The sequence below is a fragment of the Klebsiella sp. GFKo11 genome, from assembly GCF_056490265.1.
In genome coordinates, this window is the sequence record NZ_CM151369.1 from 5,231,597 (window position 1) to 5,253,225 (window position 21,629).

The window sequence follows — 21,629 nt, forward strand, 5'->3', positions numbered from 1 at the left end:
CAGATATCTGCGCCTTTATGTTTAATGTTGTAGAGCTTAGCTCAGGCGACCGTGGCACTGCTTGAATTTTTTCCCAGAACCGCATGGGCAAGGATCGTTACGGCCCACTTTGCGATCGCCAGTTTGCTCTGCCAGTGCGGCAGCGGCGGCGGTGTCATCATCCTGATGACTAAGCTGCTGCATCTGCGCGAGACGTTCAGCCTCTTCACGACGCTGCTGTTCCATCGCCTCAACCTCTTCCGGCATCCGCACCTGGACCTTGCTCAACGTGCTAATCACTTCATATTTCAGCGATTCCAGCATAGAAGCGAACATTGAGAAGGATTCACGCTTATATTCCTGCTTCGGATCTTTCTGCGCATAGCCGCGCAGGTGGATACCCTGACGCAGGTAGTCCATTGCCGCCAGATGCTCTTTCCAAAGGGAGTCCAGAGTCTGCAGCATGACGCCTTTCTCGAAGTGACGCATCATCTCAGCGCCAACAACTTCTTCCTTACGCTGATAAGTTTCGATGGCGCTCTGCAGAATACGCTCGCGCAGGGTTTCTTCATGCAGCTCCGGCTCTTTATCCAGCCACTCTTTGATTGGCATGTCGAGATCGAAGTCGTTTTTCAGACGTTCCTGCAAGCCTTCAACATCCCACATTTCCTCCAGTGACTGCGGCGGAATGTGCGCATCAATAGTCACTTTAAAAACGTCTTCGCGGATGCTGTTAATAGTTTCGCTCACATCAGACACATCCAACAGCTCGTTACGCTGGCTGTAGATTGCGCGACGCTGGTCGTTAGCAACATCATCATATTCCAACAGTTGCTTACGAATATCAAAGTTACGGCTTTCCACTTTACGCTGAGCATTGGCAATCGCCTTGGTCACCCAAGGGTGCTCAATCGCTTCGCCAGGCTTCATGCCCAATTTACGCATCATGCCCGACACACGGTCAGAGGCAAAAATACGCATCAGCGCATCTTCCATCGACAGATAGAAACGGGAAGAACCGGCATCCCCTTGACGACCTGAACGGCCACGGAGCTGGTTATCAATACGGCGAGATTCGTGACGCTCGGTACCAATGATATGCAGGCCGCCTGCAGCCAATACAGCTTCGTGGCGAACCTGCCAGTCAGCTTTGATCTGAGCAATCTGCTCCGGCGTCGGATCTTCCAGCTCTGCAACTTCAGCCTGCCAGCTACCACCCAGCACAATATCGGTCCCACGGCCCGCCATGTTGGTTGCGATAGTTACGGTTGAGGGATAGCCTGCCTGAGCAACGATATCGGCCTCACTGGCGTGGAACTTAGCGTTCAGAACGTTGTGCTTGATACCAGCTTTAGTTAATTCGTTAGAGACCACTTCCGATTTTTCAATGGAAATAGTCCCCACCAGGACCGGCTGACCCGCGGCAGTACGCTCTTTGATATCTTCAATAATGGCCTGAATTTTTTCCGCTTCGGTCATATAGACCAGGTCCGCCATATCTTTACGAATCATCGGGCGGTTGGTCGGAACCACAACGGTATCCAGTTTGTAGATCGAGCTAAATTCAAAGGCTTCGGTATCGGCAGTACCGGTCATCCCCGCCAGTTTCTCATACAGACGGAAATAGTTCTGGAAGGTGATGGAGGCCAGCGTCTGGTTTTCGTTCTGGATATCAACGCCTTCTTTCGCTTCAACGGCCTGATGCAGGCCATCTGACCAGCGACGACCTTGCATAGTACGACCGGTATGTTCGTCGACGATGATAACTTCGCCATCTTTAACGATGTAATCAACGTCACGCGTGAACAGTACATGAGCACGCAGCGCGGCGGTAACGTGATGCATCAGCATGATGTTAGTCGGTGAGTAAAGAGACTCACCTTCATCCATGATGCCTTCGTTAACCAGAAGCTCTTCAATCAACACCAGACCGCGTTCAGTCAGGTTAACCTGACGCGCTTTCTCATCGACAGAGAAGTGACCTTCACCGGTAAAGGTCTCAGAATCTTCTTTCTCCTGACGCACCAGATGCGGGATGATTTTGTTCACTTTCTTATACATTTCGGAGCTGTCTTCAGCCGGGCCAGAAATGATAAGTGGGGTACGCGCTTCATCAATCAGGATGGAATCCACCTCATCCACCAGCGCATAGTGCAGTTTGCGCTGTACGCGTTCTTCAGGACTAAACGCCATGTTGTCGCGCAGATAGTCAAAACCATATTCATTGTTAGTGCCGTAGGTAATATCTGCACCGTATGCTTCGCGCTTGGCCGGAGCTGGCAGACCAGACATGTTGATACCCACGCTCATCCCGAGGAACTCAAACAGCGGGCGGTTGTTTTCCGCATCACGTTGCGCCAGGTAATCGTTGACGGTAACCACGTGTACGCCTTTACCAGTCAATGCATTAAGATATGCTGGCAGGGTTGCGGTCAGGGTTTTACCTTCACCAGTACGCATCTCCGCGATGCAGCGCTCATTAAGCACCATCCCGCCCAGCAGCTGGACATCAAAGTGGCGCATACCAAAAACACGCTTACTGGCTTCGCGTACCACCGCGAAGGCTTCTGGAATCAAACTCTCCAGGCTTTCGCCTTTTTCCAGACGAGCACGGAACTCGACGGTTTTAGCCTTCAGCTCATCATCAGAAAGTTTTTCCATGGACGGTTCCATGGCATTGATGACGTTGACGGCTTTGCGCATACGACGCAGTGTACGGTCATTACGGCTACCGAATACTTTAGTTAATAATTTGATTAGCATAATAAAATCTCAAACGCCCCGCGATGCGGAGTCACAAAAAATAGAAAGGTTCGTTTTTGTTTCAGCTGAGACGTTGAGGCCCGGCGCGGATACCCGTTACCTGGCTAATCCAGGTACAGACACGAAATGCACAATGAGACCAGGACGGGTTATATGCCACCTGGCGGACAATGGCTGGCGGTTTGCTCTCCTGCGTCAGCAGCGCGCTGAGCGTGTCGAGCAGGGCCAGATGTTGTGCCTGAAGCGGCGAAGATTCTTCGGCTACCGGCAACACCTGCGGTGCCATCGCAAATGACAGGTGACGAATAACCGTGCGAATAGCGTGCTGATGCCAGTAATCAACCGTGAAATTGGGGCGACGATTGGAGGATTCCAGCAGTGCCAGCTGAGAGAAGTTAACTTTAGCCGGGTTATGGTTGCTGGATGTCGTTTTTGCAGGTGATGCGGTTTCATGCTCATGAGCATTACTAAGCGCAGGCAGGCCAAGGCTAGCCGCGACCATCCCCAACAGGAGATGCGGCCAAAAATACCGTCTGCCAAACTGTCGCCAGCGCGTCAGCAATCCACTCACTTACATTACCTTTATGTTGGTAGCAACCCTGAGAAATATTTTGCGCCCAAATATTAACATTAATACGCCATCACAGCAGCAGGAATGAAGGCTTACGCGGGGTAAAAACGTTTAAAAAAGGAGCGAACGCACGATAAATGCAGAAGAAAGATCGGAGCAGAATACAGGACTGGAAACTCAGAAAGAAAAACGACTGGTTCCCTGGCCGGAGAGAGTACCAGGTTACCAGTCGAATTTACTGCATGGTCAGGCTTATGCCATAACCAACGTCGGTGCACGGAATGCCAGCGGCATTTCTGCGTCGTCTTCGAAAGTCACATACTCCCAGGCTTCCTGTTTTGCCAGAACAGCCTGCAGCAGTTTGTTATTCAACGCGTGACCGGATTTGTACGCCGTGAATGCACCGATGATATTGTGACCACACATAAACAGGTCACCAATCGCATCCAGCATTTTATGGCGGACAAACTCATCTTCAAAGCGCAGACCGTCTTCGTTCAGTACGCGATAATCGTCAACAACGATGGCACAATCGAAGCTGCCGCCCAGGCACAGGCCACGGGACTGCAGATATTCGATATCACGCATGAAACCGAAGGTACGCGCGCGGCTAATTTGGCGCATAAACGCATCAGCCGAGAAGTTCATTGCATAGCGCTGGCTGCTGGAATCAATCGCCGGATGGTTAAAATCAATGGTGAAGTCCAGTGAAAAACCATTATACGGTTTGAATTCAGCCCATTTATCGCCATCTTCAACGCGAACTGTCTCTTTGATACGTACAAATTTCTTAGCGCAGTTCAGTTCATCAATGCCGGCATCCAGCAACAGATAAACGAACGGAGCCGCACTACCGTCCATAATCGGGACTTCCGGGGCATCGACTTCAATAACAATGTTGTCGATACCTAAGCCAGCTAGTGCGGCATTGAGGTGTTCGACCGTCGATATCCGCACGTCATGCTCGTTGACCAGGCAAGTACAGAGCATGGTATCACGCACAGATTTGGCATCAGCCGGAAAATCAACCGGTGGATTCAAGTCGGTGCGACGATAGATGACCCCGGTATTTGCCGGCGCAGGGCGTAACGTCAGTGTGACCTTTTTGCCGGTATGCAAACCGACGCCAGTCGCCTGAACGATACGTTTAAGAGTCCTTTGTTTGATCATCGTATAATCTCGCCAAGTTACCTATCCAACCGAAGTGTACAATACATTCGGCAGGCCAGTTTAGCACAAAGAGCGCAGATGCCCAACTTCCAGCCAATTCTTAGTCGGCTTGCTTACGCAGGAACGCTGGAATATCCAGATAATCCGGCTCTTTTGCAGTTTGTGGCGTATTGTCGTTCACCACTTTAGCTGCCGGTTTCTGCTCTTGATTCAATGGAGACATACCGTGCTGCTGGTAACGATCCATCACCGGCTGCTGAACCTGTTTGTTGGTTACCAGGGTAATTTCTGGACGTTTGTCCATACCGATACCAGTTGCAACAACGGTCACGCGCAGCTCGTCGTTCATATCCGGGTCCAGAGAAGTACCGATAACCACGGTCGCGTTATCCGAAGCAAATGCACGAATAGTGTTACCTACGGTCTCGAACTCATCCAGACGCAGATCGAAGCCCGCGGTGATGTTGACCAGTACGCCGCGCGCGCCGGACAGATCGATATCTTCCAGCAGCGGGGAAGAAATAGCCATTTCAGCCGCTTCTTCTGCACGGTCTTCACCGCTCGCCACACCGGAGCCCATCATCGCGTAGCCCATTTCAGACATCACGGTACGCACGTCTGCAAAGTCGACGTTCATCAGACCCGGACGGGTAATCAATTCGGCGATCCCCTGCACCGCGCCTTTCAGCACGTCGTTTGCTGCGCCAAAAGCGTCAAGCAGTGAGATACCGCGGCCCAGGACTTTCAGCAGCTTGTCGTTCGGGATAGTGATCAGCGAGTCTACGTGCTTGGACAGCTCGGTAATCCCCTGCTCAGCGAATGCCATGCGCTTCTTGCCTTCGAAATTGAAAGGCTTGGTCACGACGGCAACGGTCAGGATACCTAAATCTTTTGCTACTTCAGCGACAACAGGTGCCGCACCGGTTCCGGTACCGCCGCCCATACCGGCTGCGATAAATACCATGTCTGCGCCGTCAAGAGCAGCGCGCAGCGCTTCACGATCTTCATCCGCCGCATTACGGCCAACTTCCGGGTTTGCGCCTGCACCCAGACCTTTGGTAATACCGCTACCGATCTGAATCGTCTGGCCAACCGCTGTTTTGCGCAAAGCCTGCGCGTCGGTGTTCACCGCAAAAAATTCAACACCCTCAATGCGCTCGCGCACCATATGCTCAACGGCGTTACCGCCGCCGCCACCGACGCCGATGACTTTAATCACCGCGTCGTTGGTCAGTTCCATAGGTTCAAACATAATTTCTCTCTCCGTTGTGCCTGTCGCCTGAGAACGCTAATTTTCTGCGTTCTCTTAAAAAATTAAAACTCTTTTCGCAACCAACTGTTGAGCCGTTTGATCCACGACCCAACCGTTACGCGTTTTTCCACTTCGGCTTCACCACTGAGATGAGATTCCTTCCCGTAGTGCAGCAGCCCAACCGCCGTTGAGTAATACGGCTCCTGGGCATAATCCGTTAATCCGGTAATGTTCAGCGGCGCGCCGATTCGTACCTGCGTATGGAACACTCGCTGTGCACAGGCGGCAAGACCTTCAATTTGCGCCGCGCCGCCGGTTAATACAATTCCTGCCGCCAGATGGTGCTTCACCCCTTGCTGGCGGAGCTGCTCCTGCAGTTGCAGGATCTCTTCGTTTACCAGGTTGAGCAATTCGGTATATCGCGGCTCAATAACCTCAGCCAGCGTCTGACGCTGCAGACTACGAGGCGGACGTCCACCCACGCTTGGTACTTCGACGTTCTCGTCTTTACCTACGATGGAACCTAGCGCGCAACCATGACGTACCTTAATGGCTTCAGCGTCGCTCGGCGGCGTACCGAAGGCGTAGGCGATATCGCTGGTCACTACGTTGCCCGCATACGGGATCACTTTGGTATGACGCAACGCACCGCCGGTATAGACGGCAATATCCATTGTACCACCGCCGATATCCACCACGCAGACGCCCAGTTCACGTTCATCTTCTGTTAATACGGAATAGCTAGCGGCTAAACCGGCGAATATCAGTTGGTCGACTTTCAGACCGCAACGTTCCACCGCTTTGACAATATTTTTCGCCATATCGTTATGGCAGGTAATCAAATGCACTTTCGCCTGCATGCGGACACCAGACAGTCCGACAGGGTTTTTAATCCCTTCCTGGTAGTCAATAGCATATTCTTGAGGAATAACGTGCAGAACACGATGCTCATCGCGCACGCGAACCGACTTCGCGGTATGCACTACGTTCTCGACGTCATCCTGCGTCACTTCCTCTTCAGAAATCGGCACCATACCAATTTCATTTTGACAGCTGATATGTTTGCCTGAAAGCGCCAGATAGACTGACGAGATCTGGCAATCGGCCATCAGTTCGGCCTGGTCAATGGCGCGCTGTACGCATTTCACCACGGATTCCAGGTCGTTCACTCCGCCTTTATCCATACCACGCGATGGGCAACTGCCCACGCCAATGATATTAATCATACCGTCGGGCAGAACTTCCCCTACTAAAGCGGCAACCTTAGCGGTGCCGATCTCCAGTCCAACTACCAGTTTTCTGTCCGTCGCCTTGATCATTGTTGTTCTGCCTGTGCCTGATTCTGTTGTTGATTAGTTTCCTCTACGGGAACCGGTACCCAACCGACTGCCGCCCCCGAGTCATAACGCAAATCAACGTAGCTTATCCGTTTGCCGTCGGTCTGCGCTTGCTGCTGAAGAACCGGGTAGAGTTCCATAAAGCGCTGAAGCCGTTTCATGGTGTCGCCCCGACCAAGATTGAGCTTAATATCGTTATTAAGCGTCAACTGCCAGGAACGGCGCGCGGTCATTGCCGCCACTTTCAACGTGAATTTATCCTTTGCCAGCACCTGCCCCATGTCGCGGTATCCTTGAAGAACTTCGTTCTCGCTACCTTCCGGGCCGTATAACATCGGTAAATTCTGTTTACTGGTGCGATCTGACGGCACGCTGAAAGAATTCCCTTCCACGTCGACCATATGCTGATCATTCCAGCGCGCAATCGGCACATATTCAACCAGATGAATCTTCAATTCGTCCGGCCACTGCTTTCTAACGCTCGCCTGCTTAATCCACGGCAGACGCTCAATCTGGCTTTGAATAATGTTGACGTCCTGCGTCATGAAGGTACCCGGTGAACCTAACGCCAGAATCGCCTGACGGATATCATCGTTACGCGTGTAGTGACGATCGCCGGTAACCACCATCTTTGACAGCGGTAAACGCTGTGCATCTTCCATCCAACCCAGAACCATCCATCCGCTGACCAGCACGGTACATAGCACCGCCAGCAGGAAGAAAATGCCTGCCAGGCGAGTTCCATTACTTCTACGCGAAGAAGATTCTTCCTCTTCTTCGTGGTTCCGCGTATTCAGCGCAGCCTGCGACATATCACCCCGCCAGGTCCAGAATTCGTACAACAAGCTGCGAGAAGCTCATCCCTGCCTGACGAGCCGCCATCGGCACCAGGCTATGGCTGGTCATGCCAGGAGATGTATTCGCTTCCAACAGATAAAACTGGCCATCGCTGTCCAGCATCACATCAATTCGTCCCCAACCATTACAGCCAAGGGTATTCCAGGCTTTCAGCACCAGAGCCTGGATTTCTGACTCACGTACAGGATCTTCAAAACCAGGGCAGAAATATTGCGTCTCATCAGAGAGATACTTCGCCTCATAATCATAGAAGGTTCCTGCCGGCTGGATACGTATCGACGGTAAAATTTCTTCACCAACGATTGCGACGGTAAATTCCGGCCCACTGAGCCATTTTTCGATCAGAACTTCATCATCATGCTGAAAAGCCAGCGCCAATGCATTTTGTAATGTGCAGCTTTCGCTCACTTTCGACATGCCGACGCTTGAGCCTTCACGACTGGGCTTAATAATCAGCGGCAGCCCGAGGGCAGCAATCTGCTGCTCTATGTCAGCGGAAAGCCCTGCGTTAAACTGTTTACGCGTCAACGCAACCCATGGCGCAACGGGTAATCCTGCTCCCTGCCACAACAATTTGCTACGCAGCTTATCCATCGAGATAGCGGAAGCCATCACACCGCTGCCGGTATAAGGCAATCGAATCAGTTCAAGCAGCCCCTGCAACGTACCATCTTCACCACCGCGGCCATGTAACGCAATAAACGCTTTCTGAAAACCCATGTTTTTCAACTGAGTAATATCAACATCGCGCGGATCTACCGGATGCGCGTCAACGCCAGCTTCACACAGGCCAGCAAGCACCGCTGAACCTGAATTGAGTGAGACTTCACGCTCCGCTGAGGTGCCACCGAAGAGGACCGCGATTTTATCAGCCATGGCGCTCCTCCTGCATTTTTTGCGGTTGCAGTTTGATTTCAGCCAGGTGACGCGCGATTTTTCCAATATTTCCCGCACCCTGAACCAGTATCAAGTCGTTACCAGTCAGTACAGAAGCCAGCATCTCCGCCGCCAGTGCCGGATCGGACACCAAAATCGGATCAACCTTGCCACGCCCGCGAATCGTGCGGCACAGCGAACGGCTATCAGCCCCCGGAATAGCGGCCTCGCCAGCAGAGTAAACGTCAAGCATCAGCAGGGCATCAACCTGAGTCAGAACGTTGGCGAAATCGTCGTACAGATCGCGTGTACGAGTAAAACGGTGCGGCTGAAACAGCATGACCAGATTTTTATCCGGCCAGCCAGCCCGCGCCGCTTTAATCGTGGCATCAACTTCCGTCGGATGATGGCCATAATCATCAATCAGCATGGCGGTACCGCTTTTGCCGTTTACTTCTGCTAATGGATATTCGCCAAGGAAATCAAAACGACGACCGGTACCCTGGAAGCTTTCCAGCGCATGCAGAATAGCGTCATCTTCAATGCCCTCTTCCGTCGCCACAGCCACCGCCGCCGCTGCGTTTAGCGCGTTGTGGCGACCTGGCGCGTTGAGCGTCACCTGAATAACATCTTTGTCCTGGCGAATCAGGCGGAAATGCCCCTGAGCACCAACCTGGCGATAATCTTCAATACGAACATCGGCATCATCGCTAAATCCGTAGGTGGTTATCTGGCGGCCAACGCGCGGCAGCAGTTCACGGATAACCGGATCGTCCACGCACATCACCGCGCGTCCGTAAAACGGCAGGTTATGCAGGAAGTTAATAAACGTCTGCTTCAGGTTTTCGAAGTCGCCATGATAGGTGTCCATGTGATCGGCTTCGATATTGGTCACCACGGCGACCATCGGCTGCAGGTGCAGGAACGAGGCATCGCTTTCGTCCGCTTCGGCAATCAGATACCGGCTATGTCCCAGGCGCGCATGAACACCCGCCGCTTTCACCAGTCCACCGTTCACGAAGGTTGGATCGAGACCCGCTTCAGCATAAATGCTGGAAACCATCGCTGTCGTCGTCGTTTTTCCGTGCGTCCCGGCGATAGCAATACCGTGGCGAAAGCGCATCAGCTCCGCCAGCATCTCCGCGCGACGAATAACCGGAATCCGTGCTTCATGGGCAGCGACAATCTCCGGGTTCTCCGCAGAGATCGCGCTGGAAACCACCACTACGCTCGCATCGCGAACGTTTTCAGGACGATGGTTGAAATAAATGGTGGCGCCAAGCTGAGTCAACTGCTGAGTCACCGGATTCGGCGCCAGGTCGGAGCCGCTAATCTGATAACCTTCGTTGGCCAGAACTTCGGCAATACCGCCCATGCCGGCACCGCCAATGCCAACAAAGTGAATGTGCCGGACGCGACGCATCTCGGGCACTATGGAACGCAGTTTTGCCAGATCTTGTGTATTCATTCTTTACGCCATCAACTTCTTTATTCGGACGGTGATATTCACCGCGATTAGCGCGCCAGTGCTGCGGCGCTGACTTCTTCTGCTACCCGCTCGGTAGCGTCCGGAATCGAGGCTCTACGCGCTCTCTCCGCCATATCCAATAGCGTTTCTCGATCCCAACCGGCCAGGACTTGCGCGACGGCATCCACGGTAAACTGCGGTTGTTCGAGAATCTTCGCTGCGCCCGCTTTCTCCAGCGGAAGCGCGTTCCAGTACTGCTGCCTGTCTTTGTGCTGGAAAGGCACAAACAGAGCCGGTAAACCTGCGGCGGCAATTTCGCTCACCGTCAATGCGCCGGAACGACACACAACAACATCGGCCCAGGCATAAGCCGCCGCCATGTCGTCAATAAACTCAGTTACTTTATGCTGCGGCTGTCCAGCATCGGTATAAGCCCGCTGCACGGTTTCCTGACCACCTTTACCGCTCTGGTGCCAGATGGTGACAGAAGAGCCGAGCTTCGCCGCCACCTGCGGCATCGTCTGATTCAGTACGCGCGCGCCCTGCGAGCCCCCCACGACTAATACGCGAATGGGCCCCTGACGCCCGGCTAAGCGTTGTTCTGGCAACGGCAGCGCGAGGACATCGGTACGAACCGGATTACCAACAACATCGGCATCCGGAAAAGCGCCAGGAAACGCCTGCATCACCTTTTTAGCAATTTTTGCCAGCCACTTGTTGGTCAGGCCAGCGATCCCATTTTGCTCATGCAGTACGACTGGAATACCCAGCGACCAGGCCGCCAGACCGCCGGGACCGGAAACATATCCGCCCATCCCCAACACCACATCCGGCTGAAAACGCTGCATGATCGCCCGCGCCTGACGCCAGGCGTTGAAAATACGGACCGGCGCCAACAGCTGCGCCTTCAAACCCTTGCCACGCAGGCCGGAAATCTGGATGAAATCAATCTCAATGCCGTTTTTCGGCACTAAGTCCGCTTCCATACGATCCGCGGTGCCCAGCCAGCGAACCTGCCAGCCCTGGTCTATTAAATGGTGTGCAACCGCCAGTCCCGGGAACACATGCCCGCCGGTACCGCCTGCCATCACCATTAACCGCTTTTCCTGACCGCTCATCGAACACCCCGTGTAAACGCCTGGGCTTTTTCCAGACGCGTTTCGTAATCAACTCGTAACAGCAACATGATGGCCGTCGACATAATCAGCAAACTGGAACCACCGTAACTAATCAGCGGCAGCGTCAGGCCTTTAGTTGGCAGCATACCCGCCGCCGCCCCAACGTTAACCAGCGCCTGGAAGCTAAACCAGATCCCGATAGCACAGGCCAAAAAACCGGAAAAACGGTGGTCAATCTCCAGTGCTTTACGACCAATAGACATGGCGCGAAAAGCGACGAAGAATACCATTAAAAGCGCAAGCACCACACCGATATAACCGAGTTCTTCGCCGATAATGGCGAAGATGAAATCGGTATGCGCCTCGGGTAAATACTCCAGTTTCTGCACCGAGTTACCCAGGCCCTGCCCCCACATTTCACCGCGACCAAAAGCCATCAGCGACTGGGTTAGCTGGTAACCACTACCGAACGGATCTTCCCACGGGTTCCAGAAGGAGGTCACGCGGCGAATACGATACGGTTCGGCGAGAATCAGCAGCACGACCGCCGAAATTCCCATCCCAATAATCGCGATAAACTGCCACAGCTTGGCTCCCGCGAGGAACAGCATCGCCAGGGTCGTGACAAACAGTACGACCACGGTCCCCAGGTCAGGCTGCGCCAGCAGCAAAATCGCCAGTACGAAAATCACGCCCATCGGTTTTAAGAAGCCGCGCAGGTTGTTACGCACTTCGTCACCTTTGCGCACCAGGTAGTTGGCGATATAACAGAACAGCGACAGCTTGGTAAACTCCGCAGGCTGAATACGCAGCGGCCCCAGCGCAATCCAGCGCGATGCCCCGTTAACCGAGCTGCCGACGACAAGAACGATCAGCAGCATCACGATAGAGGCGATCAGCATCGCGGTACTATGGCGCTGCCAGAACTCCATCGGCAGACGCAACGTCACCATCGACAGCCCTAACGCCAGCAGGATGTATAAACCATCACGCTTGGCGAACAAAAACGGATCGTTGGCCAGGCGCTGCCCCACCGGCATTGAAGCCGAGGTCACCATGATGAAACCGATAGCGGCCAGGCCAAAGGTCAGCCACAGCAGCATCCGGTCATACATCACCAGGCTATCGGTATCTTTCTGACGCGACCCCATTACCCAGCCTTTCATCGCAGCGAACAGCCAGGTGAAAATAAACATTCCCGGCAGTCTCAGCCGTGGCATTTTCAGGCGCGGGAGTGATAAACGCATCAGCCTAACTCCTTCGCCAGACGAGCAAAGATATCGCCGCGTTGTTCAAAACTCTTAAACTGGTCCAGGCTGGCACATGCAGGCGACAACAGCACCATATCGCCGGGAACAACCTGCGGCGCTATCTCACGCATCGCTTGTTCCATAGTTTCAGTTTGTACTGCAACATCCGGGCGAAGCGCTGCCAGCTGTGCCCCATCGCGGCCAAAGCAGTACAGACGGATATTGTCGCCGGTCAGGTAGCGACTTAACGGTGTGAAATCAGCTGATTTCCCATCACCGCCTAACAGCAGATACAGCGTCCCTTCAAGATGGAGTCCGTTGAGCGCGGCTTCGGTGCTGCCAACGTTGGTCGCTTTGGAATCATTAATCCAACGCACGCCGTTATGTTCCAGGGCCACCTGAAAACGGTGCGCCAGGCCGGTAAAGGTCGTCAGCGCTTGCAGGCTGCTGGCGCGCGGTAGGCCTGCGGCATCCGCCAGCGCCAGCGCCGCCAGAGCGTTACTGTAGTTGTGCTGGCCGCTAATCTTCATCTCTTTGACGTTAAGCACTTTCTCGCCTTTGACGCGCAGCCAGGTTTCTCCCTGCTGGCGGTTCAGGTGATAGTCACCAACGTCAACGCCGAAGCTGATGCAGCGCTCGTCAGCGCCGCGTACCGGCATGGTCAAGGCATCATCGGCATTGACGATACAGGCCTGTGCATTTTCATAAATACGCAGTTTGGCAGCGCGATACTGCTGCAGCCCCAACGGATAACGGTCCATATGATCTTCGGTGACGTTAAGAATGGTCGCCGCAACGGCCCGAAGACTGGAGGTGGTTTCCAGCTGGAAGCTGGAGAGTTCAAGGACATACAGCTCGCGTTCATCATCCAGCAACATCAGCGCTGGCAGGCCAATATTGCCCCCTACGCCAACGTTAACGCCCGCGGCCTTCGCCATTTCCCCAACCAGCGAGGTCACGGTGCTTTTGCCGTTGGAACCGGTGATAGCGACAATCGGTGCCTGCGCTTCGCGGCAGAACAGCTCAATATCGCCGACAATTTCCACACCAGCATCAGCCGCCGCGCTCAGGGAAGGATGCGCCAGGGCAATACCAGGGCTGGCGACAATCAGATCGGCCGTCAGCAGCCAGTCATCGTTCAGACCGCCGACATAGCGCTCAACGGCTTCCGGCAGCTTATCCAGTCCAGCGGGCGCGACGCGGGTATCCATCACCCGAGGCGTGACGCCACGAGCCATGAAAAAGTCCACGCATGACAGGCCGGTCATACCCAGCCCAATAATGACGACTTTTTTACCCTGATAATCTGCCATGATTAACGTACCTTCAGCGTCGCCAGGCCAATCAGCACCAGCATCAGCGAAATAATCCAGAAGCGCACGATAACGCGCGGCTCCGGCCAGCCCTTCAATTCATAGTGATGGTGAATCGGCGCCATACGGAAGATGCGCTGTCCGCGCAGCTTGAAGGAGCCGACCTGCAAAATCACCGATAACGTTTCTACGACGAAAACGCCGCCCATAATCACCAGCAGGAACTCCTGGCGCAGCAGCACGGCGATGATGCCCAGCGCGCCGCCGAGGGCCAGCGAGCCAACATCACCCATAAAGACCTGTGCCGGGTAAGTGTTAAACCACAAGAAGCCCAAACCCGCACCGACAATCGCCGTACAGACGATCACCAATTCACCCGCATGACGTAGATAAGGAATGTGCAGATAGCTGGCAAAATTCATGTTACCGCTCGCCCAGGCCACCAGCGCAAAGCCCGCCGCCACAAACACGGTTGGCATAATCGCCAGACCATCAAGGCCATCGGTCAGGTTGACCGCATTACCCGTACCAACGATGACAAAATAGGCCAGCAGGATATAGAACAGACCCAACTGCGGCATCACGTCTTTAAAGAATGGGACCACCAGTTGAGTCGCTGGCGTATCTTTGCCCGCCATATAAAGCGCAAAGGCGACGCCAAGCGCAATCACTGACATCCAGAAGTATTTCCAGCGGGCGATAAGGCCTTTAGTATCCTTGCGCACCACTTTGCGGTAGTCGTCAACGAAGCCGATGATGCCGTAGCCGATCAGCACGGTCAGCACGCACCAGACGTAAGGGTTGGACGGATAGGCCCACAGCAGTACGGAGACAACAATAGCGGTCAGGATCATGATCCCGCCCATCGTCGGGGTACCGCGCTTGCTAAAATGTGACTCCGGACCATCGTTGCGCACAACCTGGCCGAAAGAGAGTTTTTGCAGACGGGCGATCATGCGCGGGCCCATCCACAGAGAGATGAACAGCGCGGTCAGCAGGCTGACAATGGCGCGAAACGTCAGATAGGAAAAGACGTTAAAGCCTGAATAATATTTGACCAAATGTTCGGCCAGCCATACTAACATGTTCCGTTCTCCTGTAATGCGCGTACTACCACTTCCATGGCGGCACTACGTGAACCCTTCACTAAAATGGTCATAATTTTGTGTTCTGCAATAAGCTCGCGCAGACGAGCTAACAGCGCGGCCTTCTCGCTAAAATGTTCGCCAACACCGCTGGCGCTGCTGATATCTGAACTCAACGTTCCGACGCTCAACACGCAATCGAGACCAGCCGCTTTCGCCGCCTCGCCTACCTGACGATGGCACGCCTCGCTTTCTGCGCCGAGCTCGGCCATATCGCCAACAACCAGCACCCGGTAGCCCGGCATCTCAGATAAAACCTGCACCGCCGCGGTCATCGAGCCGACGTTTGCGTTGTATGAATCGTCCAGCAGGAGCTGGCTGTCAGTCAGTTGGATCGGAAACAGACGCCCCGGTACCGCCTTCAGATCCCGCAACCCGGCTTTGATCGCCTCATGAGTTGCACCAACCGCCATTGACAGCGCAGCGGCGGCCAGCGCATTGGCGATGTTGTGACGACCCGGCAACGGCAGCAGTACATCAACGCTGCCCGTTGGGGTTTGCAGGGTAAATTCAGTACCGTGCGAGGTCACATGAACGTTAGTCGCCGTAAAATCGCTAATAGCGGCATTCGGCGAAAAGCGCCACGTTTTACGTTCGCCAATCACGCTTTGCCAGTTCAGCCAGTCATTGTTATCGGCGTTCATAATGGCAATGCCATTGACCGGCAGACCGGTATAAATTTCGCCCTTGGCTTTGGCAACACCTTCCAGAGAACCAAAACCTTCAAGATGCGCGGCGGCAAGATTGTTGACTAACGCGGCTTCAGGTCGCGTCAGGCTGACGGTCCAGGCTATTTCGCCCTGGTGATTAGCACCTAATTCGATAACTGCGTAATCATGTTCTTTAGTCAGGCGCAACAGCGTCATCGGGACGCCGATATCGTTATTCAGATTGCCTGCGGTATACAGCGTGTTGCCACACTGGCTGAGAATCGCGGCGGTCATCTCTTTGACCGAGGTTTTCCCGGAAGAACCAGTCAGTGCCACAACTCGCGCCGGCACCTGCTGACGCACCCACGCGGCCAGTTCGCCAAACGCCAGACGCGTATCCTTCACCACCACCTGCGGTAGATCGCACGCCAGCTGATGACTGACTAACAATGCGCCAGCACCTGCGGCTTTTGCCTGTTCGGCAAAATCATGCGCATCAAAGCGCTCACCTTTCAGTGCCACGAACAGGCAGCCTGCTGTGATCTTGCGGGTATCTGAAGTAACTTCATCAATCGCCACATCGCTACCGCGCAGTTCACCGCGCGTCACATCGGCAAGCTGGCTGAGAGTCAAGCGAATCATGCTACCGCTCCCAGCAGACGCGCCACGGTGAGGCGGTCAGAGTAATCCAGTCGGCGATTGCCGACGACCTGGTAGTCCTCATGGCCTTTACCTGCCACCAGCACCACATCGTTTTCTTTTGCCTGCATTACCGCGTTGGTGACCGCTTCCGCACGGCCTTCCACCGCTTTCGCGTGGCCCGCATCTAGCATGCCAGCGAGGATATCGTTGATGATCGCCCGCGGCTCTTCAGTGCGCGGATTGTCATCGGTGACGACCACGATATCGGCAAACTCTTCGGCGATAGCGCCCATCAACGGGCGCTTGCCTTTGTCGCGATCTCCGCCGCAGCCAAACACACACCACAGCTTGCCGCTACAGTGCAGACGCGCTGCCTGCAGCGCTTTTTCCAGGGCGTCAGGCGTATGGGCATAATCAACCACAACGGTCGGTTTACCCGGCGCGCTGAATACTTCCATTCGCCCGCAAACCGGTTGCAGACGAGAAGCGGTTTTTAACAGTTCAGCCAGCGGATACCCCAACGCCAGCAGCGTTGCCAGCGCCAATAGCAGATTACTGACGTTAAACGCGCCCATCAGGCGGCTTTCGATCTCACCGTTGCCCCAATTGGATTCAAACTGAATGGTTGCGCCGCTATCGTGATAATTCACAGCGGTTGCTTTGAGCCAGCGGCCCCGGCAATTCGGATTAATATGGTTTTCCATTGAAACAGCAACCGCATCCGGCAGCTTCGCCAGCCAGCGGCGCCCCACTTCATCGTCAGCGTTGACGATCGCCTGACCGCAATGATGCGTTGAATAGAGCAGCCATTTCGCCGCTTCGTAATGCTCCATGTCGCCATGGTAATCGAGGTGATCGCGGCTCAGATTAGTAAAGACCGATGCGGCAAACTTCAGCGCAGCAACGCGATGCTGCACCAGGCCATGGGAGGAAACCTCCATCGCGGCAAACGTCGCCCCCTGCCCTGCCAGGCCGGAGAGTACGTGCTGCACATCCACCGCAGAACCGGTCGTATTTTCTGTTGGGATCACGTTCTCCAGCAGACCATTGCCTACCGTACCCATCACCGCACTGGTTTCGCCAAGCAGTTGCGCCCATTGCGCCAACAGTTGAGTAGTGGTGGTCTTGCCGTTCGTCCCGGTAACACCAACCAGGCGCAGCTGTTCCGAAGGCTGATGGTAAAAACGCCCGGCCAGCGCGGATAAGCGCTCATTGAGTTGGCTCAGGTAAATGACCGGCACGCCGTGCATCTCACGGATTTCGCCGTCATCAGCCTCATCTTTGGCCTCAGCAATAATGGCAGCAACACCTTGCGCTATCGCCTGCGGGATATAACGACGCCCGTCCGCCTGATGACCCAAAACCGCGATAAAAAGATCGCCAGAAGCAGCCACCCGGCTGTCCAGCGTCATTTCCCGCAGAATTCGCTCCGGCGCATTTGGCACCCACGGAGCGAGAAGGTCGCGCAAATTACGATCTGCCACCTGTTCCCTCGCCTTGATTAATGACTAATTCACTTTTCTCAGCCGTTGCCAGCGCATCCGGCTCGATGTTCATGGTGCGCAGTACGCCGCCCATGATGGCACCGAAGACCGGCGCGGAAACGGCGCCGCCGTAGTATTTACCCGCCTGCGGGTCGTTGATCACCACCACCAGCGCGAAACGCGGATGGCTGGCGGGCGCAACGCCTGCGGTGTAAGCAATGTATTTGTTGATGTAGCGACCATCTGGTCCTACTTTCTTCGCGGTACCGGTTTTAATGGCGATGCGATAACCTTTGATCGCCGCCTTCACGCCGCCGCCGCCGGGCAGCGCCACGCTTTCCATCATGTGAACAACGGTACGAACGAGTGATTCCGGGAAGACGCGCTCGCCCGGAACCGGTGGATCAACTTTGGTAATCGACAGCGGGCGATAGATGCCATAGCTGCCAATCGTTGCGTAGACTCGCGCTAACTGTAACGGCGTTACCATTAGCCCATAGCCGAAAGAAAAGGTGGCCCTCTCTATGTCAGACCACCGTTGTTTTTGAGGATATAAGCCACTGCGTTCTCCGACCAACCCCAAATTGGTCGCTTTTCCAAGTCCAAAACGTGAGTAAGTATCTACTAACGCTGAGGACGGCATCGCTAACGCCAGCTTGGAAACACCGACGTTACTCGACTTCTGTAGTACCCCGGTCAGGGTCAATTCGCTATAGCGCGCCACGTCTTTAATCTCGTGGCCGTTAATTCGGTATGGAATGGTATTCAGCACGGTATTTTCGTTAACGATACCGCGCTGGAGCGCCGTCATTACTACCATCGGCTTCACCGTTGAACCTGGTTCAAACACGTCGGTGATGGCGCGGTTACGCATAGTATCTTTAGCGGTACCGGCGAAATTATTCGGGTTGTAAGAGGGGCTGTTGGCCATCGCCAGCACTTCGCCAGTGCTCACATCAACCAGAACCGCAGTGCCTGACTCCGCTTTGTTAAACGCCACGGCATTATTCAGCTCGCGGTAAACCAGTGCTTGCAGGCGTTCATCAATACTCAATGCCAGGTTATGCGCCGCCTGGCTGTCGGTAGAAGAGATATCTTCAATCACGCGGCCATAGCGGTCTTTACGCACGACACGTTCGCCAGGCTGGCCGGTAAGCCACTTATCGAAACTCTTCTCGACGCCCTCAATCCCCTGGCTATCCACGTTGGTGAAGCCAATAAGGTGAGCGGTTACTTCTCCTGACGGGTAGTAGCGGCGAGACTCTTCACGCAAATGAATCCCCGGTAGCTTCAGCTTGCGGATGTAATCGGCCATATCAGGGTTCACCTGACGCGCCAGATAGATGAAACGCATTCGCGGGTTGGTATTAATACGCGATGCCAGCTGATCCAGCGGCATATTCAACGCATCGGCCAGCGCTTTCCAACGATTATCCAGCGTGACGCCGCCAGCATCGTGTAGCTCTTTCGGGTCAGCCCAAATCGCTTTTACCGGCACGCTCACCGCCAGCGGGCGACCAGAGCGGTCGGTAATCATCCCACGCGCGGTGGAAACTTCCTGTACGCGCAGAGAGCGCATATCGCCCTGACGTACCAGCATATCCGGGCTAATCACCTGCAGCCAGGCCACGCGGCCCAGCAGGAAGCCCAGCGCCAGCAGAATACAGCCGCATAACAACGCAAAACGCCAACTGACAAAGTTGGCTTGTTCTTCCTGACGTTTTGCTTTTGGCGTTTTCGGCGCTGCTTTCATGCGTCGCAATAATCCTTATTTCTGTACAACGATATTTTCTTGTGATGGATCAACGTGTTGCATCTGCAACTTCTCCGTCGCGATCCGCTCAACCCGACTGTGATCGCCCAAGGCGTTCTCTTCAAGGATCAGGTTGCGCCATTCAATGTCCAGCGCGTCACGTTCCAGAACCAGTTGTTCACGCTGTGCCGTTAACAGGCGAGTATGGTGCGCCGTTGTCACCACCGTAATCGCCGTAACAATAATGCAAATGAACAGACAGAGTGGCAGCTTCCCAAACCGCAGAAGGTCGTCTCCGATCACGCCAGGCAAAGCATGGCGCTCGTTGCTTCCAATCGACCCTTTAACCTTGCTTAGGGCTTCTGTCACTCTGCCGATCATGCGTTCGTCCTCTCTGCAATACGCAGAACTGAACTACGGGCACGAGGATTTTCAGCTACCTCTTCTTCACCCGGCATCAACTTGCCTAGTGCTCTTAACTCACGGCCGCCCAGTTTTTTGAGCTGCTCTTCGGTCATCGGTAATCCAGCCGGAACCTGCGGACCGCGGCTTTGTTCACGCATAAAGCGCTTCACAATACGGTCTTCCAGCGAATGGAAACTGATGATTGAGAGCCGCCCACCCGGAGCCAGCACGCTGAGCGAGCTTTTTAGCGCCTGCTCTATCTCCTCCAGTTCACTGTTCACCCAAATGCGCACCGCCTGGAAGGTACGGGTCGCGGGATGTTTGAATTTGTCCTTTACGGGGGTGGCGGCCGTCACAACTTCCGCCAACTCTTTAGTTCGCGTCATCGGCTCCACACGGTTGCGCTCAACAATGGCGCGGGCAATACGTTTACCAAAACGCTCCTCGCCAAAGGTTTTAATCACCCAGGCGATATCGGCTTCATCGGCGGTTTGTAGCCACTCAGCGGCAGATTGACCGCGAGTTGGATCCATGCGCATATCCAGCGGGCCATCGCGCATAAACGAAAAACCGCGTTCAGCGTCATCAAGTTGCGGAGAGGAAACGCCAAGATCGAGCAGAATCCCATCGATCTTGCCAGTAAGTTCGCGCTCGCTAACATAATCAGCAAGCGCAGAGAAAGGACCATGAATGATGGAGAAGCGCGGATCATCGATGGTCTTCGCGACGGCGATAGCCTGCGGATCGCGATCGATTGCCAGCAGACGTCCCTCCGCTCCCAGTTGGGAGAGAATCAGACGCGAGTGACCGCCGCGACCAAAGGTTCCATCAATGTAGATACCATCCGGACGAATATTCAGGCCGTTGACGGCTTCATCCAGAAGTACCGTAGTATGTTTAAAATTTTCCATCATTTTACAAAGACAAGTCCTGCAGGCGCTCCGACAGTTCCCCGGATGCGGACTGCTCAGCGTCGATATCTTCCTTGACCCGTTGATACCAGGTCGTTTCATCCCACAGCTCAAATTTATTGAACTGCCCGACCAGCATCACTTCTTTTGTCAGCCCGGCATGTTGCCGCAGCACCGGGCCAATCAATAGTCGCCCGGCATTATCCATCTGACATTCGCTGGCATGCCCCAGAAGCAAACGCTGCACGCGCCGCTCAGTGGGATTCATGCTCGATAAACGCGACAATTTTTGCTCGATGATTTCCCATTCGGGCAAGGGGTAAAGCAGCAGGCATGGGTGATGAATGTCAATGGTGCAAACCAATTGACCGGAAGCGTCCTCGATCAGCCCGTCGCGGTAACGCGTCGGTACGGCCAGACGGCCTTTGCTGTCAAGATTGACTAACGTTGCCCCTCGGAACATGCCAGCCTCACCCCTTTTCGCCACTTTAACCCACAAATTCCCACAAGAAGGAGTTTACGGAGCGGAGGAAAAGCTTGTCAAGCCAGCACGGATGCTAACAGAGCTCAAAAACCCATTATTTACAGCCGATATTCACCCTGATGGAAAATCACCCAACAAACGAAGCAAATTAACGTTATGAATATCGGTAAGAAAACAACCAACAAACTTGTAACAGTTAA

The 21,629-nt window shown here is 54.3% G+C and carries 18 protein-coding genes; all 18 read right to left on the reverse strand.

The window, feature by feature from the left end; genetic code table 11:
* Window positions 1–36: 36 nt before the first annotated feature.
* Window positions 37–2,742, reverse strand: coding sequence for a preprotein translocase subunit SecA (gene secA / locus AC07P6_RS25170; protein ID WP_181483595.1), 2,706 nt, complete (start codon window positions 2,740–2,742; stop codon window positions 37–39).
* A gap of 61 nt (window positions 2,743–2,803) precedes the next feature.
* Window positions 2,804–3,313: a secA translation cis-regulator SecM gene (gene secM / locus AC07P6_RS25175; protein WP_167492826.1), complete on the reverse strand. Its 510-nt coding sequence runs from the start codon at window positions 3,311–3,313 to the stop codon at window positions 2,804–2,806.
* A 252-nt stretch (window positions 3,314–3,565) separates the two neighbouring features.
* Complete coding sequence (lpxC, locus tag AC07P6_RS25180; RefSeq protein WP_110272551.1) at window positions 3,566–4,483, reverse strand: UDP-3-O-acyl-N-acetylglucosamine deacetylase; 918 nt, start codon at window positions 4,481–4,483, stop codon at window positions 3,566–3,568.
* Between the two features lie 100 nt (window positions 4,484–4,583).
* On the reverse strand, window positions 4,584–5,735 hold the full coding sequence (gene ftsZ / locus AC07P6_RS25185) for a cell division protein FtsZ (RefSeq protein WP_110272552.1): 1,152 nt from the start codon (window positions 5,733–5,735) through the stop codon (window positions 4,584–4,586).
* Window positions 5,736–5,797: 62 nt separating this feature from the next.
* Window positions 5,798–7,054, reverse strand: a complete 1,257-nt coding sequence (gene ftsA / locus AC07P6_RS25190; protein WP_004098594.1) for a cell division protein FtsA — start codon at window positions 7,052–7,054, stop codon at window positions 5,798–5,800.
* On the reverse strand, window positions 7,051–7,884 hold the full coding sequence (gene ftsQ, locus AC07P6_RS25195) for a cell division protein FtsQ (protein WP_142512308.1): 834 nt from the start codon (window positions 7,882–7,884) through the stop codon (window positions 7,051–7,053). The genes ftsA and ftsQ overlap by 4 nt, the downstream gene beginning before the upstream one ends.
* A 1-nt stretch (window position 7,885) precedes the next feature.
* Window positions 7,886–8,806, reverse strand: a complete 921-nt coding sequence (locus AC07P6_RS25200) for a D-alanine--D-alanine ligase (RefSeq protein WP_478314954.1) — start codon at window positions 8,804–8,806, stop codon at window positions 7,886–7,888.
* Window positions 8,799–10,274: a UDP-N-acetylmuramate--L-alanine ligase gene (gene murC, locus AC07P6_RS25205; protein WP_181483597.1), complete on the reverse strand. Its 1,476-nt coding sequence runs from the start codon at window positions 10,272–10,274 to the stop codon at window positions 8,799–8,801. Before murC ends, AC07P6_RS25200 begins: the two co-directional genes overlap by 8 nt.
* A gap of 47 nt (window positions 10,275–10,321) precedes the next feature.
* Entirely contained in the window at window positions 10,322–11,392 is a 1,071-nt protein-coding gene (gene murG / locus AC07P6_RS25210; protein WP_434660123.1) for an undecaprenyldiphospho-muramoylpentapeptide beta-N-acetylglucosaminyltransferase, read from the reverse strand.
* Entirely contained in the window at window positions 11,389–12,639 is a 1,251-nt protein-coding gene (gene ftsW / locus AC07P6_RS25215) for a cell division protein FtsW (RefSeq protein WP_110272557.1), read from the reverse strand. The genes murG and ftsW overlap by 4 nt, the downstream gene beginning before the upstream one ends.
* The gene (gene murD, locus AC07P6_RS25220) at window positions 12,639–13,955 is read right to left on the reverse strand and encodes a UDP-N-acetylmuramoyl-L-alanine--D-glutamate ligase (RefSeq protein ID WP_475701061.1); all 1,317 of its coding nucleotides are present in this window, start codon (window positions 13,953–13,955) and stop codon (window positions 12,639–12,641) included. The genes ftsW and murD overlap by 1 nt, the downstream gene beginning before the upstream one ends.
* A 2-nt stretch (window positions 13,956–13,957) precedes the next feature.
* Complete coding sequence (gene mraY, locus AC07P6_RS25225; RefSeq protein WP_110272559.1) at window positions 13,958–15,040, reverse strand: phospho-N-acetylmuramoyl-pentapeptide-transferase; 1,083 nt, start codon at window positions 15,038–15,040, stop codon at window positions 13,958–13,960.
* Entirely contained in the window at window positions 15,034–16,392 is a 1,359-nt protein-coding gene (gene murF / locus AC07P6_RS25230) for a UDP-N-acetylmuramoyl-tripeptide--D-alanyl-D-alanine ligase (RefSeq protein ID WP_478314955.1), read from the reverse strand. The genes mraY and murF overlap by 7 nt, the downstream gene beginning before the upstream one ends.
* A complete protein-coding gene (gene murE / locus AC07P6_RS25235; protein WP_434660126.1) occupies window positions 16,389–17,876 on the reverse strand; it encodes a UDP-N-acetylmuramoyl-L-alanyl-D-glutamate--2,6-diaminopimelate ligase in 1,488 nt (495 codons plus the stop codon). The genes murF and murE overlap by 4 nt, the downstream gene beginning before the upstream one ends.
* Entirely contained in the window at window positions 17,863–19,629 is a 1,767-nt protein-coding gene (locus AC07P6_RS25240) for a peptidoglycan glycosyltransferase FtsI (protein ID WP_182236325.1), read from the reverse strand. The genes murE and AC07P6_RS25240 overlap by 14 nt, the downstream gene beginning before the upstream one ends.
* Window positions 19,630–19,644: 15 nt before the next feature.
* A complete protein-coding gene (ftsL, locus tag AC07P6_RS25245) occupies window positions 19,645–20,010 on the reverse strand; it encodes a cell division protein FtsL (protein ID WP_110272563.1) in 366 nt (121 codons plus the stop codon).
* The gene (gene rsmH, locus AC07P6_RS25250) at window positions 20,007–20,948 is read right to left on the reverse strand and encodes a 16S rRNA (cytosine(1402)-N(4))-methyltransferase RsmH (RefSeq protein WP_112215531.1); all 942 of its coding nucleotides are present in this window, start codon (window positions 20,946–20,948) and stop codon (window positions 20,007–20,009) included. Before rsmH ends, ftsL begins: the two co-directional genes overlap by 4 nt.
* 1 nt (window position 20,949) lies before the next feature.
* Window positions 20,950–21,408 (reverse strand): division/cell wall cluster transcriptional repressor MraZ, encoded by a 459-nt coding sequence (mraZ, locus tag AC07P6_RS25255; RefSeq protein ID WP_478314956.1) that lies wholly within the window; start codon window positions 21,406–21,408, stop codon window positions 20,950–20,952.
* Window positions 21,409–21,629: the final 221 nt, after the last annotated feature.

What these genes read in the sequence shown, in the direction of transcription:
- secA (WP_181483595.1), bottom strand. Translation starts at nt 2,742, where the DNA reads ATGCTAATCAAATTATTAACTAAAGTATTCGGTAGCCGTAATGACCGT.
- lpxC (WP_110272551.1), bottom strand. Translation starts at nt 4,483, where the DNA reads ATGATCAAACAAAGGACTCTTAAACGTATCGTTCAGGCGACTGGCGTC.
- ftsZ (WP_110272552.1), bottom strand. Translation starts at nt 5,735, where the DNA reads ATGTTTGAACCTATGGAACTGACCAACGACGCGGTGATTAAAGTCATC.
- ftsA (WP_004098594.1), bottom strand. Translation starts at nt 7,054, where the DNA reads ATGATCAAGGCGACGGACAGAAAACTGGTAGTTGGACTGGAGATCGGC.
- ftsQ (WP_142512308.1), bottom strand. Translation starts at nt 7,884, where the DNA reads ATGTCGCAGGCTGCGCTGAATACGCGGAACCACGAAGAAGAGGAAGAA.
- AC07P6_RS25200 (WP_478314954.1), bottom strand. Translation starts at nt 8,806, where the DNA reads ATGGCTGATAAAATCGCGGTCCTCTTCGGTGGCACCTCAGCGGAGCGT.
- murC (WP_181483597.1), bottom strand. Translation starts at nt 10,274, where the DNA reads ATGAATACACAAGATCTGGCAAAACTGCGTTCCATAGTGCCCGAGATG.
- murG (WP_434660123.1), bottom strand. Translation starts at nt 11,392, where the DNA reads ATGAGCGGTCAGGAAAAGCGGTTAATGGTGATGGCAGGCGGTACCGGC.
- ftsW (WP_110272557.1), bottom strand. Translation starts at nt 12,639, where the DNA reads ATGCGTTTATCACTCCCGCGCCTGAAAATGCCACGGCTGAGACTGCCG.
- murD (WP_475701061.1), bottom strand. Translation starts at nt 13,955, where the DNA reads ATGGCAGATTATCAGGGTAAAAAAGTCGTCATTATTGGGCTGGGTATG.
- mraY (WP_110272559.1), bottom strand. Translation starts at nt 15,040, where the DNA reads ATGTTAGTATGGCTGGCCGAACATTTGGTCAAATATTATTCAGGCTTT.
- murF (WP_478314955.1), bottom strand. Translation starts at nt 16,392, where the DNA reads ATGATTCGCTTGACTCTCAGCCAGCTTGCCGATGTGACGCGCGGTGAA.
- AC07P6_RS25240 (WP_182236325.1), bottom strand. Translation starts at nt 19,629, where the DNA reads ATGAAAGCAGCGCCGAAAACGCCAAAAGCAAAACGTCAGGAAGAACAA.
- ftsL (WP_110272563.1), bottom strand. Translation starts at nt 20,010, where the DNA reads ATGATCGGCAGAGTGACAGAAGCCCTAAGCAAGGTTAAAGGGTCGATT.
- rsmH (WP_112215531.1), bottom strand. Translation starts at nt 20,948, where the DNA reads ATGATGGAAAATTTTAAACATACTACGGTACTTCTGGATGAAGCCGTC.
- mraZ (WP_478314956.1), bottom strand. Translation starts at nt 21,408, where the DNA reads ATGTTCCGAGGGGCAACGTTAGTCAATCTTGACAGCAAAGGCCGTCTG.